Genomic DNA, 13,508 nt, shown 5'->3' with positions numbered 1-13,508 from the left:
CCTGTGCAATGCCCGGTAGGAGCGAACTTGTTCGCGAGGCGGTGTGCCTGAAGAAACGCGTCAGACCCTTTCGGCAACAAGTTGCCTCCTACCTCCATAAGCGCTATGCCTGTGCAATGCCGAGGTAGGGGCGAAGGCTGATTCTGGTGAAGGTTTAACCTACAACGGCAGCGCCATATAAAACTGGGTGCCCTGCCCCGGTCTGGAATACACGCCCATCCGGCCGCCGTGCAGTTGCACGATCTCTTTGCACAACGCCAGGCCCAGCCCGGCACCGCCTTTCTTGCGCCCGACCTGGACGAAGGGTTCGAATATTCGTCCCTGCTGGCCGTAGGCAATACCTTCGCCGTTGTCTTCCACGCTAATGATGACCCGTTCGCCGTGACGCCGTGCCTGAAGGCGGATCAGCCCGTTTTCCGGGGTGTGGCGCAGGGCGTTGTCCATCAGGTTATCCAGCACCCGTTCAAGCTGGGCGCGGTCAGCATGCAGTCGAGGCAGTGGTTCCTGGGTCTCGATCGACAGGACAATGTTTTGCTCGTGGGCCTTTTCTTCGAAGCGTTGTCGCGCTTCTTCCAGCATGTCTTCGATGGACACAGGGGCCAACGTAAGCTTCTGTAAGCCGTTTTGGTAACGAGAGAAGTTCAGCAGGTCATTGATCAACTGCATCAAGCGCTGCATTTCTTCGTTGACTGTATCGAGCAGGTCCGACTCGCGGGAGTCTGGCGGGAATTTTGACCGTTCGCGGAACAGACCAAACGCCATGTGCATGCCAGTGACCGGCGTGCGCAGCTCATGAGATGCGCGCAAGACAAACTCGCTACGTACACGCTCGAATGCGCGCTGTTCAGTAACATCGTGAAGCACCATTACCGCCCCAAGAATGTGCCCCTTGGTGTGGCTGACGGGGGTCAGGCTGTAGGTGAGAAGCCGCGATTCCCCGTCGACCTCAATTGAGAGGTCTTCCGGCGCACGCTCAAGCGTTCCGCCGCGCAGGGTCAGGTACAACTGCTCGTCCAGTTCGGGGCGCTCCAAGGCCGCGCCGAGCCCTTGGCCAAGCTTGGGCTCTTCCCAGCCCAACTGACGTTGAGCCACCGGATTGAGGTGTTCCAGACGACCTTGGCGGTCGATCATCAACAACCCGTCGTCGATGCTGTCCAGCACAGCCTGCAAGCGCTGCTGACCCGCCAGGAGTTCATCGACGTTGGTGACCTGATGCTGACGCAAAGCTTCGGCCATGATCCCGAAACGTCGCGTCAGCAAATTCATTTCCGCGCCTGAAGCAATCGGCAGGGTCACCTCGAAGTTGCCCTTGCCGATGCTGTCCGCAGCTTTGGCCAAGGCCTCGATGGGGGCGCCGAAGCGACGAGCGATCCCGTGAGCGGTAATGAACCCGATGCACAGCACTGCAATGCCTACCAACCCAAGCAGACCTGCAACCCATAACGCCCGTTCGCGGGAATGGATTTCTACCTTGCTGATGTTGTCCAGCGATTGACGGTGGGCGACCAGCAAGTTATTGCGCAGGTTGTTGAACGCCTCAGTCAGTTCCGTGTTGTCGCGCATCGAACGTGCGGACTGGCGGGATGCTTCGTAAGCGTCGACGAATTTCTGATAATCCGCCCTGGCTTCGTGGAAGCCATTGTCGACGTTGTTGCGTTCATCGTTCTCGACGCCCTGCTCCAGCAATACCCGGAATTGATCCTGCAGTTTGCCCAGACGCTCAGAATTGGGCGTCTCATTGAGCATCATGACCAGTTGATCGCCCAGGTTTTGCCGAAGCTTCAGCCCGGTATCCAGGGTCACGAAATTCTGCTGGATCAACGACTCCTGCGAGCTCGCCATCTGCATCACGCTGACCAGACCAAGCACCAACCCCAACAACGCTACCGTTATCAATGCCGAAATGCTGAAGAAAAGCCTGGTGCGTAACTTCATCGCCAGTTTCATGCCGGGTTAGTCATAGGTTGTACTGCTTACGTTTTCGATACAGCGTGGAAGCATCGATGCCCAATGTCTTGGCGGCCTGATCGAGGGTGTCGCTGGTCGCGAGGACTGCGCCGATGTGGGCTTTCTCCAGTTCATCCAGGCTCAGCGCAGCTCCGACTCGCGGCGCGTTGCTGGTGGGTTGCTCAGCCATGCCCAGGTGAGCCACTTCAACCCGCTCTTGCGGGCAAATGATGCTGGCGCGTTCGATGACGTTGCGCAGCTCACGAATGTTGCCTGGCCAGCGGTAGTTCAGCAGCGCGGCTTTGGCTTCATCGCTGAAACCCCTGGCCGGGCGTGCGTAATCCTTGACGAAGCGTGCCAGGAAGCGATCCGCCAGAGTCAGGATGTCTTCCGTACGCTCGCGCAGCGCGGGGAGATTCAGGGTGATCACGTTCAGACGGTACAGCAGGTCTTCACGGAAGCGACCATTGCGCACCATGTCTTCCAGGTTCAGGTTGGTGGCCGCAAGAATACGGACATCGGCACGGCGAGTCACCGGATCGCCGACTCGCTCGTACTCCTTATCCTGAATGAAGCGAAGCAATTTTGGCTGCAATGTGAGGGGAAAATCGCCGATCTCGTCGAGAAACAGCGTGCCGCCGTCGGCCTGGTTGACGCGACCCAAAGTGCTCTCGCTCGCGCCGGTAAACGCGCCGCGGCTGTGACCAAACAGCTCACTCTCCATCAGCTCGGCAGTCAGCGATGGACAGTTGATGGTCACGCAGGATTTCTTGTTGCGCTTGCTCCAGCCATGAATGGCGCGGGCCAGTTCGCCCTTGCCGGTGCCTGACTCGCCCAGAATAAGAATGTTGGCGTCAGTAGTCGCCACCTGACGAGCTGTCTCCAGAATCGCCATCATCGAAGGGCTGTGGGAATCCAGGCCGTCCTTGGGTTTGCGAATTTCACCTTCCAGTACTTCCAGCCGGGCTGACAACTGGCGTACTTCCAGCTGTTTGGCGGTGGCCAGACGCAGTTGATCCGGGCTGCACGGTTTGACCAGGTAGTCAGCCGCACCGGCTTGAATGGCATCGACTGCTGTATCGACCGCCGAGTGAGCGGTGACGATCACTACCCGCATCCACGGAGCTTGAACGCGCATTTGCGCCAGTACATCGAGACCGTTGTCTTCGCCCAACCGCAAGTCCAGAAAGCACAGGTCGAAGACCTGGCGCTGCAGCAACGTTTCCGCTTGGGATGCGCTGTTGGCGGTGGCGACACTGTAGCCCTCATCTTCCAGGCAATAACGGAACGTGCGAAGGATCGCGGATTCGTCATCCACAAGCAGAATACGGCCCTGATTCTCAGTGGCTGCTTCCATTTTTCCTACGCTCCTTAATGAATTGTCTTGCGTTAGTGTCGGAATAATCGGGCAAGTTGCATGGTTGATTCTGATTGATTATGCGAGGGGGATGGTAGTTATCTGAGTGGTTTTGAGATAAATATCTGATTTTTATAAGAAATAATCTCTTTGTATACCTCGCGCCAGGCTTGCGGGCTTCAGTTGCATTTCATGTTGCACGGAGCCAGTTATGCCGATTCCTGCATGCTGCGCTGCGGCTATTTGCGATTCACGACGGCGTCCCGCTCGAATCCCGTTCCGCACTTCCTTGTCATTTGCTGATCAGACACAGGCAAGCCTCTGAATTGAGACGTATCTCCGGAGGACTGGCTCGAAACCCTTACACAGCTATGAAGATGGAGAACTGCCATGCACCCGCTGAAAAAGCTCGCTCTGGCCACAGCCACAATCACCGTGCTGGGCCTGAACCCTTTGATGGCCAGTGCTGCTCAGGGCGATTTGCCCAGCCAGCTCGCCGAAGCGCGTCAGGAAGGTTCGATCTGGACCGCATTCGCCCTCAACAAACATTTGAGTCCGTTCAAAATCGATGTCAGCGTCGAGCAAGGAACGGCTGTTCTGAAGGGCAAAGTTGAGAACCAGGTTGATCGTGAACTGGCCGAACGCATTGCGCTGGACACTAAGGGCATCGACAAGGTCGACAATCAACTGGAGATCGACCCCAATGTCGCTGCTGAGCCGGGCACCAAGGCCAATATGGCGCAGCGATTCGAAGACGCCACGCTGACGGCGACCGTGAAGTCCAAACTGCTTTGGAGCAGCGTCACTGAAGCACTCAACATTGATGTCGACGCCAAAGACGGTGTCGTGACGCTTAAAGGTCGTGCGCAAAGCCCGGAAGCCAAGGAAGTAGCCGGTAACCTTGCGACCAACACCGATGGTGTGGTCAGCGTCAATAATTTGATAAGCATCAGTGCTGCGGACTCCATTGCCTCACGGGTTGATCCGCAGGCGACAAGCCCGGCTGAAGACATCAGTGATGTATGGATTACCAGCAAGGTCAAATCCAGCCTGATCTACAGCCGTAATCTGGATGGCCTGAACATCAAGGTCGACACCAAAAGCGGTCTGGTCAGCCTTAACGGCATCGTTGCCAACTATGCGGAAAAAGAACTCGCCGTCGAGATCGCGCGAAATATCCGTGGCGTTAAAGGCGTGAATGCGGATGCCCTGAAAGTGATGACCCGCACGACCGGCTGATCAATGGGCTAGTACGTTCGTGCATCCTGCACGACCCGTCAGGGCTGATCGTGCAGGATGCTACCAGCATAATTATTTTAGCGTTTTTAAGTTATTGATTTATAAGGTTATTTGTTTGAATTGAAAGCTGGCATGCAGGCTGCAATATCTTGTTTATAGAAGCCGTGAAAACCCCGGCAACAAGATCAAGTTTGACAGCCCCACGTGGTGTCAGGAGCAACCAGATGAACCGCCAGCGTCTTACTCAATTGCGTATTTCGCCTCTGCACATTCAGCAGGCTTTGTTCGCCAGCCTGGCGCTGATGGTCACTCTGATTGCAATTCAGCTGTTTCAGCATTGGGAAAATTCCCGCGAATCTGCACAAATCAAACAGCAATTCACTTACAGCCAGACTTACAACAGCCAGACGTACAGCAACGCCAGTGCGTCGATGGCTCGCGATACCGCGCTGAGTCTCACGCCGGTTGATCGTAAAGCGCCTGCAAGTGAAGCGCCGCACCAGCAAACCTGGGTTTTTTGACCCGCAGCAGTAGCAGCAGTAAAAGCAGCATCCATTAAAAGCAGATAAGGAGATTCATCATGTTGAGTTGGGCAATCACGTTTCTGATCATCGCCATCGTCGCCGCCGTTCTTGGTTTCGGTGGTATCGCCGGCACCGCAACCGGTATCGCGAAGATCCTTTTCGTCGTATTCCTGGTTATGTTCGTGGTCTCGTTCTTCTTTGGCCGTCGCGGCCGAGGTTAAACATGCGCACGTCTCTGCACTCAATCGCAGCCGCCCTGTTAATGGGCGGCAGCGCAATGGCGATGGCTGCCAATGACGCCCAGTCTCGGGTCAATCAGTTATTGGGATCTGACCCCGAGTACCGGTCTACCTGGAGTTCAGTGATCAAGAAGGAGGAGCGTTTGCCCGACTGGGTGATCAATCTCTCCGGTGCCAGCGAGCAGCAGATGACCGCTGTGACCGAAGACAAGAAGCCGTATCTGGTCGGTCCTTTGTGTGAAAAAGCTGAAACCTGCAAGAGCCAGCGTCTTCTCGTGGCGTTCAGCCTCGACAAAGATGAAGCCTATGCATTGTTGGTAGATGTGCCAGCTGGCCTGCCTTCGGACAAGTCGCCGACACGTCACGCAACTTACCGTTATCTGGGTGAACCGGATGAGGGAATGCAAGGCATGCTCCAGGAACAGCTCCGCAAGGATCCGAACTGGTACTGATTCACGGTATTCGAGAACAGAGAGCATTCATGTTCGGGGTGCTCTTTAGCTACGCGGTTCGAGAAGAACCGCGTATGACCAGGGGGCCGGGACGCTTTGATCGTTTGGATCGGAGTGACCTAGGAGTACAGGGAGTGCTTCCGAGGAGGGCCGGGTCAGGAAGAACCGCGACGCAATTCCATGATTGTAATCTCGAATATTCGGGAAACGGTCGGCTGTCTTGCGTTGCGTTTTATCATTTCAACTTGCATTAGATGCATGTCCGAGCATCCGACAAATCTTGTACGAATTGTCTGCTTTTCATCCCCTCCGTTTACCTGCTGATTTCCTGTTTTAAATTTCTGAATGGCCTGTAGAGGGCGAATTAGCCACCTTTGAGCCGATTCGCGGTACGTTCTGGTCGTTTTCAGGCATGTTTTCTGTCGCTTGCATTATGCCGATTCGGCATGGGGTAGTCGTTTACGGCATTAGACGTCGCGCCCATGCGTGGGAATAGTTGCGCCTTTTTTCGTCAGCTAAAGAGCCGGATGCTCGCTTGCTGCATCTACTCGGCACTGCTCTGAACGGTAACCGATGTCTCGCCGCTGCTGTGGATCAGCAAAGTCGTGCATGTGTGCTTAGAGAAGTGCGAGCCACTTGAAAAAAGGTAACGACATGAAGAAGGCAAAGCTGAGCCTGGCATGGCAGATCCTTATCGGTCTGACACTCGGGATCGCGCTGGGCGCGCTACTTAACCACTTCAGTGCAGAGAAGGCCTGGTGGATCAGTAACATCCTTCAACCGGCGGGCGATATCTTTATCCGCCTGATCAAAATGATCGTCGTACCGATTGTGGTTGCCTCGCTGGTCGTAGGGATTGCAGGGGTTGGCGATGCCAAGAAGCTGGGGCGTATTGGCCTCAAGACCATCCTCTACTTCGAAGTCGTCACGACCATCGCGATTCTGGTTGGACTGGTGCTGGCCAACGTTTTCCATCCCGGCACCGGTATCGACATGAGCAGCCTGGGTACTGACGACATCTCGAAGTACATGGCGACCACGGCAGAAGTGCAGCATGACCATGCTTTCATCTCCACACTCCTGAACCTGATCCCTTCCAATATCTTTGCGGCCCTTGCCCGTGGCGATATGTTGCCGATCATCTTCTTTTCGGTGATGTTCGGTCTCGGTCTGGCGAGCCTGGACGCTGAGGTGCGTGAGCCGGTGCTGAAGGTATTCCAAGGCGTGTCGGAAACCATGTTCAAGGTCACTCACATGATCATGAACTATGCGCCCATTGGTGTATTTGCCCTGATCGCTGTGACCGTCGCTAAATTCGGTTTCGCCTCACTGCTGCCATTGGCCAAGCTGGTGATTCTGGTTTACTTCGCCATCGCCTTCTTCGCGTTCGTGGTGCTTGGCCTGATTGCTCGTCTGTTCGGTTTCTCGGTGATCAAGCTGATGCGCATCTTCAAAGACGAGCTGATCCTGGCCTACTCCACCGCCAGCTCCGAAACCGCCCTGCCGAACGTGATCAGAAAGATGGAGGCCTATGGCGCGCCGAAGGCGATCTGCAGCTTTGTGGTACCGACCGGTTACTCGTTCAACCTCGACGGTTCGACCCTTTATCAAAGCATCGCGGCGTTGTTCATTGCTCAGTTGTACGGCATTGATCTGTCCATCGGCCAACAGTTGATGCTGGTTCTGACATTGATGGTGACCTCCAAAGGTATCGCTGGCGTGCCAGGCGTTTCCTTTGTGGTGCTGCTTGCGACGCTGGGCAGTGTGGGTATTCCGCTGGAAGGTCTGGCATTCATTGCCGGTGTCGACCGCATCATGGACATGGCGCGTACCGCATTGAACGTGATCGGCAACGCGTTGGCTGTACTGGTCATCTCGCGTTGGGAAGGCATGTATGACGATGCCAAAGGTGAGCGCTACTGGAATTCCCTGCTGCACGCGCGCAGCAAGGAAGCGATCCCGGGCGCTGAGCCGGTGTCGTCGAACAACGCATAAATGCTCCCGACAGGCTGCAAGTGACCTCAAACTCACGCACGACCGGTAGGACCGAATTCATTCGGGAAGGCGGTGCTTCAGGCGGTACATGTGCATTGGATGTACTGGCCTCATCGCGAATGAATTCGCTCCCACTGGGATTGGGTTCACAGGCCAACATAGGGTCATCCCATAGGTTACGCACGACCGGTAGGACCGAATTCATTCGGGAAGGCGGTGCTTCAGGCGATACATGTGCAGTGGATGTACCGGCCTCTTCGCGAATGAATTCGCTCCTGTCGGGATTTGGGGTCACACGGCAACATAGGGTCATCCCACAGGTTTCGTATAGCGCCAACACACCCCGGCATGCCGGGGTTTGTTGTTTCTGGCTAGGCCTGTGCCATGGCGTCGTTGAGTGATTTTTCCAGCTGCGCCTTGTAGCGCAGGTACAGGATGGTTTGTCCGCGGGTGTCGTCCAGTAAACCGGAAAGGTCAAGGTCGGTGATGTAGCAGCGATAGCGTTCGGGCTCGGTGCGTCGCTCAAGAATCTGTCGGGCCACGACGCTGAACAACTGATCACCATGCTCCAGCTCGGAGAACTCGTTGTTATCGCAGTACAGCGTCACGCTTACCTGACCGGGTAATGCCTGTTCGACAATCGCCTGCACGTCGTAGAAGGGCTTGCTTGCGGCAGTTGGCGCACTGCGTGGTTCGATGCGTCGGGCTCGCCCTGCGCCAGATGGCAAGACCTGGTAATAAAGCGTTTCGAGGAAAGCGACCGCCGTGGTATCGCCCACAGGCAGCATCCCGGTGCGGCGATAAACCAACGCCTGGAAGAAACGCTGCAGGGGCTGCAACAGGCTCAACTCATCGTGAAAAGGCAGACGCTGATGCCAGAGCGCATTGTGTTCATCGAGTGCGTAGAGATCGGCCTCATTTTCGTTGACCCTGTAAAACACTTGAATGCATTCGGGCTGGCCATGGGGCAGGATCAGCGCCAGATCGTGATCGCTCAGGGCGTGCGGATCCAGGTGCAGAGGGCTGTAGCGCGGTAGCTCTTCACCCAGATATTCGAACAGTCCCGAAAGACTATTGATCACCACATGAGTGACTGGCTGGGTCGGCACCATTTCCAGTACGTGGTATTGCTGTTGCACCTGGATCAGGTAGCGATGGTTCAGGCGTGAGGCATGCAGCAGTTGCGCGGTGGCCACCAGCTCTTCAACCCGCTGGGCGATGGCGGGAGCGCGGTTGTGGCAGAAGCAACGCACACTCACCACAGGTTGCGCCGCGCCCTCGGGCAAATTACTGAGTAGCTCGCTCAGGCAGTCGAGCAGCGCATGAACGCCGTCATATCGGCTGACGAGGATTTCGTTCCAACTGTTCAGCGTGATCTGATCCAGAGTCAGTACGAGGTTTTCCCTGACCCCCGCATAACTCAGCGAATCGGTTCGCTCGGTCGTCATCAGGATGTTCAGATCCCGATGGTGACTGAGTGGATCAACCCCGACGTTGACCAGCAAAAGAATCTCTCTGGGCACCGCAGGGCTTAGCAGGCGTTCTTCGCTGACCACCTGGAGCGGAACAGGGATCTGCTGTTGCAGCGCCCCGAGCAGATTGAACAGCTCGAATTCGCTCAGGTCGCTGCTGCCCGGATGCAGCGCCAGGCGTGTGGTGCTGTCGATCACATTGTTGCGATGGCACCAGGTCAGCAGGTCCAGCAACTCGCGGCTGCGCTTGATTGGCGAGAAGTCGATCCATTCATGAGCGCCCAGACTGCCGTTATACAGAGCCCACTGAGTTTTACCCGGCTCGCGCTTATTGGGTGACTGCACCAGCGTCAGCGTGTCTTCCGCCAGATCGGGAGCGATGCCCGGATTGATGAACTCAACTTTGCCTGCCTTGCGCTCGAATGCGGCGTACAACCTGCGGCCTAGTATATTCAGGTCCCGGGCGTTGGCCGAGCTGGCGACGTTTTGCTGGCGGGCGAGCTGGGTCAGAAAGCGATAGCTGTAGTTGAGTTCGTTGACCAGTGCGCGGCGCTCATGGGCGACCTGGCGCACCTTCCACTGACTGCGGCTGTCGAGCAGGAGTAATTGGCGTTCGTCCCAGCCCCACTCCCGCGTCAGTCTTTCCAGTAACTGCCGCTGCCAGCTGGTGTTGCGCAGCCGCGAAGTCCCGGTCAGCTTTTTATTCACTTTCAAATACAGGCTGCGGCGTACCAGCTCCAGTCGTTCCAGTTCGCCGCGCTGGATCAGATACTCCTCAATACGCCGATACACGACCATGTATGGATCCAGCTCATCCAGATCCACCCGATTGGCGAACACCGCTTTCTTGAAGCGCAGGCTCAGGCAGCGGACCTTGGGGTGTTCGCTGGCATACACCTCAGTCAACAGCAGTTTGAGCACCGACTTATAGGGTGACTCGATGCCCTTGAACAATTGCCACAGGCCGGCACCGAGAAACTCTCCGGGCGGAATAAGCGCCATATGGCCCAGGTCGAGCACTTCATCATCGCGGATAAAGCGTTTCGACAGCAGCGTATGGGTGTACTCGGCGTAGCGCTGTTCTTCATAGCTCGGCACCAGCCACCACATGGGCGTGCGACCCGCGAGCCAGATGGCGGTGCGGTAGAACTCGTCCAGCAACAGATAGTGCTGCGTGCTGCCGCAGTTGTCCGAACTGAGCTGCGTATCGCGCTCACCTGCAGCGAAACGCTGCAGGTCGATCAGGAAAAAGTGCGCTTCTGCACCCTGACTGGCGGCCCACACTTCCAGCGCCTGACACTTCTTGTGCAGCTCGGCGGCTTCGTCTGCATTCAGCTCTGAGTCATGACAAACCCAGACATCCATGTCGCTTTCTTCAGCTTGCGCGAAGGTACCCAGGCTGCCCATCAGAAACAGACCGTGAATGGGGTTGCGCGCATTGCCACGCCGGGCTTTGTACGAGAACGACCGGGTCAGGCGTTGGGCTTCGGCCAGCGCCAGGCTACTGGGCTCGTATTGGGACACGCCCGCAGGCGTGCTGCCGGATACATAACCGGGCAACAGCGGATGGTTGACGTGAAAAAACAGCGGCAGCAAATTCAATACGGTTTGCTGGCGATTCGACAGCCCCTCGAGGGCACGCGCAAGCCGCCCGCTGTTCAAAGTCAGGAAACGGTTACGGAGCTGGGAAAGCACCTTACGGTCGATGCCTTCATCCAGGTCAGGACGGATTTCGGAATTACGCGTCATTGCAACTCAAACCGGATGCCGGGCTCGAAAGGGGCGGCGTGGAAGTAGTGAGTCAGACGTCGGGCAGGACGACGTGAGAGCCTGAAGCTTTCAGTCCGTTTATTGTTCTGGCGCCAACTTTTTACTATCGGCGCAGATTTTCATAAATGAAGGGCCCGTCAGACCTTTTTCGGAATGCGGGCCCTGGCGGCGATCAAGCGGCTTGTTTGGCAACGTTCAGAATAGTCAGCAGGGACTGGGCATGTTCGGCGGCTTCCAGTCCGAGACTGGTCAGGTATCCGCCATCGACCTGAGTGGTCAGGCCTTTTTCGAAGAGTCTTTTAGCAGCCGCAACAGCAGTCGGAGCGGCCACGTGATGGACTTTGAGTCCTTCAAGGGTATTGCCCAGATTGAAGAGTGCGAGGATTTCCAGTTCGGCAACCAGCTCAGGGGTATACGACATAGGTGCTCCAGACTTTTTCTAGTAATACGCCTCACTGGCTGGCGGAATCCTGGAATCAACGTGTCTGTGCTGCGCTCGTCGGTTCTGGATGACCGTTAAAGCCGGCTCGGCGTGGAAGCCTCGTCGTTCTAGCGGCAGCGAGGCATTTGCAGTGTAGACCTGGTCTGGGGATTTTGCCGAGCCTGATTTTCTGAGGTGTCGCCACCGGCCGTCAGTTGGCCGGTGCGCGCGTCAGCTCATGCCTCTGGCGGTAACTCAGGCAAGGCACGCAAGGCGGTTTCATACCATTCGGTGTTGAACGGACGGTCTTCTTCCAGCAGTGCGTCAATTTCGATAGCCAGAACATGGGCCATCAACTGCAGGATTTCTTCACGCTCATAGCCCACCAGCGTCAGCTTGTTGAACGTCGCTTTGGCGGCAGGAGGGTTGTCGCTTTCAATCTGATTTTCGATAGCCTGAACCAGGGTCGATTCAGCGAATTCTTCTTCATCGTTGTCGAGAGTGTCGGTCATGGGGTGTTTCCTTGAGAATTTTTAGTCGGAGCGGATAAATGTGATGGTTAGCCGCGGTCCCTGTGGGAGCGAGGCTTGCCCGCGATGAACGATAACGCGGTATTACTTCAAACCGCGGCGTTCCAATCGCGAGCAAGCTCAGCTCCCACAAAGGAGAGGTGATTAACGCGCAGCGAGTAACGCCTGTCCGCGAACCACTGCAGCCTTGACCTGTGCCGGAGCGGTGCCGCCGATGTGATCACGGGCGTTGACCGAACCTTCCAGGGTCAGCACGGCAAACACGTCCTGCTCGATCTGATCGCTGAATTTGCGCAGTTCTTCCAGGCTCATTTCAGCCAGGTCCTTGCCGCTTTCAACGCCATATTTCACTGCATGGCCGACGATTTCGTGGCAATCACGGAATGGCAGGCCACGGCGCACCAGATAGTCCGCCAGGTCTGTCGCCGTGGAGAAACCGCGCAGCGCCGCTTCGCGCATAATGGCGTGCTTGGGCTTGATCGCCGGGATCATGTCGGCAAAGGCACGCAAGGAGTCGCGCAGCGTGTCGGCGGCATCGAACAGTGGCTCCTTGTCTTCCTGATTGTCCTTGTTGTAGGCCAGTGGCTGGCCCTTCATCAAGGTCAGCAGGCCCATCAGGGCGCCGAATACGCGGCCGCTTTTGCCACGCACCAACTCCGGTACGTCAGGGTTTTTCTTCTGCGGCATGATCGAGCTGCCGGTGCAGAAACGATCCGGTAGATCGATGAACTGGAACTGGGCGCTGGTCCACAGCACCAGCTCTTCCGAAAAGCGCGACAAATGCATCATCGCGATGCTGGCGGCCGAGCAGAATTCGATGGCGAAGTCACGATCCGAAACGCTGTCCAGCGAGTTACCGCCGACGACGTCAAAGCCCAGCAGTTTGCAGGTCAGTTCGCGATCAATCGGGTAAGTCGTACCGGCCAGTGCTGCGCTGCCCAACGGCATGCGGTTCAGGCGCTTGCGGCAGTCGACCAGACGCTCGTAATCGCGACTGAGCATCTCGAACCACGCCAGCATATGGTGACCGAATGTGACCGGTTGCGCGGTCTGCAAATGGGTGAAGCCCGGCATGATGGTGTCGGACTCACGCTCTGCCTGACCCAGCAGGCCCTGTTGCAGGCGAGTGATTTCCGACAGGATCAGGTCGATCTCGTCACGCAGCCACAGGCGGATATCAGTTGCCACCTGGTCGTTACGGCTGCGACCTGTGTGCAGTTTTTTACCGGTGATGCCGATGCGGTCAGTCAGACGCGCCTCGATATTCATGTGCACGTCTTCCAGATCGACGCGCCACTCGAAGCTGCCCGCTTCGATCTCGGTCTGGATAGTCTTCAAGCCGTCAATGATGGTGTCGCGTTCGGCATCGGTGAGAACGCCGACCTTGGCCAGCATCGTCGCGTGGGCGATGGAGCCCATGATGTCGTGGCGATAAAGGCGTTGGTCGAAGGTGACGGAGGCCGTGAAGCGCGCGACGAAGGCGTCGACGGGTTCACTGAAGCGGCCGCCCCAGGACTGGTTGGTCTTGTCGGTGCTCATGGATTCGCTCGTGATCTGCTGAA

The 13,508-nt window shown here is 56.8% G+C and carries 11 protein-coding genes; 5 read left to right on the top strand and 6 right to left on the bottom strand.

The genetic code is table 11. The features are described from left to right. Positions 1 to 159: 159 nt before the first annotated feature. Together KDX30_RS18570 and algB are read right to left on the bottom strand one after the other, a co-directional pair. Positions 160 to 1,947: a KinB sensor domain-containing domain gene (locus KDX30_RS18570; RefSeq protein WP_231665491.1), complete on the bottom strand. Its 1,788-nt coding sequence runs from the start codon at positions 1,945 to 1,947 to the stop codon at positions 160 to 162. A gap of 10 nt (positions 1,948 to 1,957) precedes the next feature. Further along, a complete protein-coding gene (gene algB / locus KDX30_RS18565; RefSeq protein WP_099270254.1) occupies positions 1,958 to 3,304 on the bottom strand; it encodes a sigma-54-dependent response regulator transcription factor AlgB in 1,347 nt (448 codons plus the stop codon). A gap of 390 nt (positions 3,305 to 3,694) precedes the next feature. On the opposite strand from algB, the gene KDX30_RS18560 reads away from it, so the two are divergent. The 5 genes from KDX30_RS18560 to gltP all read left to right on the top strand — a co-directional run bounded on the left by KDX30_RS18560 (position 3,695) and on the right by gltP (position 7,753). Further along, positions 3,695 to 4,543: a BON domain-containing protein gene (locus tag KDX30_RS18560; protein WP_027899434.1), complete on the top strand. Its 849-nt coding sequence runs from the start codon at positions 3,695 to 3,697 to the stop codon at positions 4,541 to 4,543. Between the two features lie 224 nt (positions 4,544 to 4,767). Next, entirely contained in the window at positions 4,768 to 5,064 is a 297-nt protein-coding gene (locus KDX30_RS18555) for a hypothetical protein (RefSeq protein ID WP_231677154.1), read from the top strand. Between the two features lie 59 nt (positions 5,065 to 5,123). Then, on the top strand, positions 5,124 to 5,288 hold the full coding sequence (locus tag KDX30_RS18550; RefSeq protein WP_002555679.1) for a DUF1328 domain-containing protein: 165 nt from the start codon (positions 5,124 to 5,126) through the stop codon (positions 5,286 to 5,288). 2 nt (positions 5,289 to 5,290) lie between these two features. Then, positions 5,291 to 5,758 (top strand): inhibitor of vertebrate lysozyme family protein, encoded by a 468-nt coding sequence (locus KDX30_RS18545; protein ID WP_231677153.1) that lies wholly within the window; start codon positions 5,291 to 5,293, stop codon positions 5,756 to 5,758. 654 nt (positions 5,759 to 6,412) lie between these two features. Further along, on the top strand, positions 6,413 to 7,753 hold the full coding sequence (gene gltP, locus KDX30_RS18540) for a glutamate/aspartate:proton symporter GltP (RefSeq protein WP_231677152.1): 1,341 nt from the start codon (positions 6,413 to 6,415) through the stop codon (positions 7,751 to 7,753). A 371-nt stretch (positions 7,754 to 8,124) separates the two neighbouring features. Here the strand turns inward: gltP and KDX30_RS18535 are convergent, their stop codons facing one another. The 4 genes from KDX30_RS18535 to argH all read right to left on the bottom strand — a co-directional run bounded on the left by KDX30_RS18535 (position 8,125) and on the right by argH (position 13,485). Then, complete coding sequence (locus KDX30_RS18535; protein WP_231677151.1) at positions 8,125 to 10,974, bottom strand: class I adenylate cyclase; 2,850 nt, start codon at positions 10,972 to 10,974, stop codon at positions 8,125 to 8,127. A 193-nt stretch (positions 10,975 to 11,167) separates the two neighbouring features. Next, the gene (locus KDX30_RS18530) at positions 11,168 to 11,416 is read right to left on the bottom strand and encodes a TIGR02647 family protein (protein WP_099270258.1); all 249 of its coding nucleotides are present in this window, start codon (positions 11,414 to 11,416) and stop codon (positions 11,168 to 11,170) included. Positions 11,417 to 11,652: 236 nt separating this feature from the next. Beyond that, positions 11,653 to 11,928, bottom strand: coding sequence for a hypothetical protein (locus KDX30_RS18525; protein ID WP_027899428.1), 276 nt, complete (start codon positions 11,926 to 11,928; stop codon positions 11,653 to 11,655). A 162-nt stretch (positions 11,929 to 12,090) separates the two neighbouring features. Further along, the gene (gene argH, locus KDX30_RS18520; RefSeq protein WP_122396899.1) at positions 12,091 to 13,485 is read right to left on the bottom strand and encodes an argininosuccinate lyase; all 1,395 of its coding nucleotides are present in this window, start codon (positions 13,483 to 13,485) and stop codon (positions 12,091 to 12,093) included. Positions 13,486 to 13,508: the final 23 nt, after the last annotated feature.

Origin of the sequence: Pseudomonas quasicaspiana, assembly GCF_021147825.1 — a bacterium.
GTDB lineage: Bacteria > Pseudomonadota > Gammaproteobacteria > Pseudomonadales > Pseudomonadaceae > Aquipseudomonas > Aquipseudomonas quasicaspiana.
This window is presented reverse-complemented; position numbering and strand designations above follow the sequence as displayed.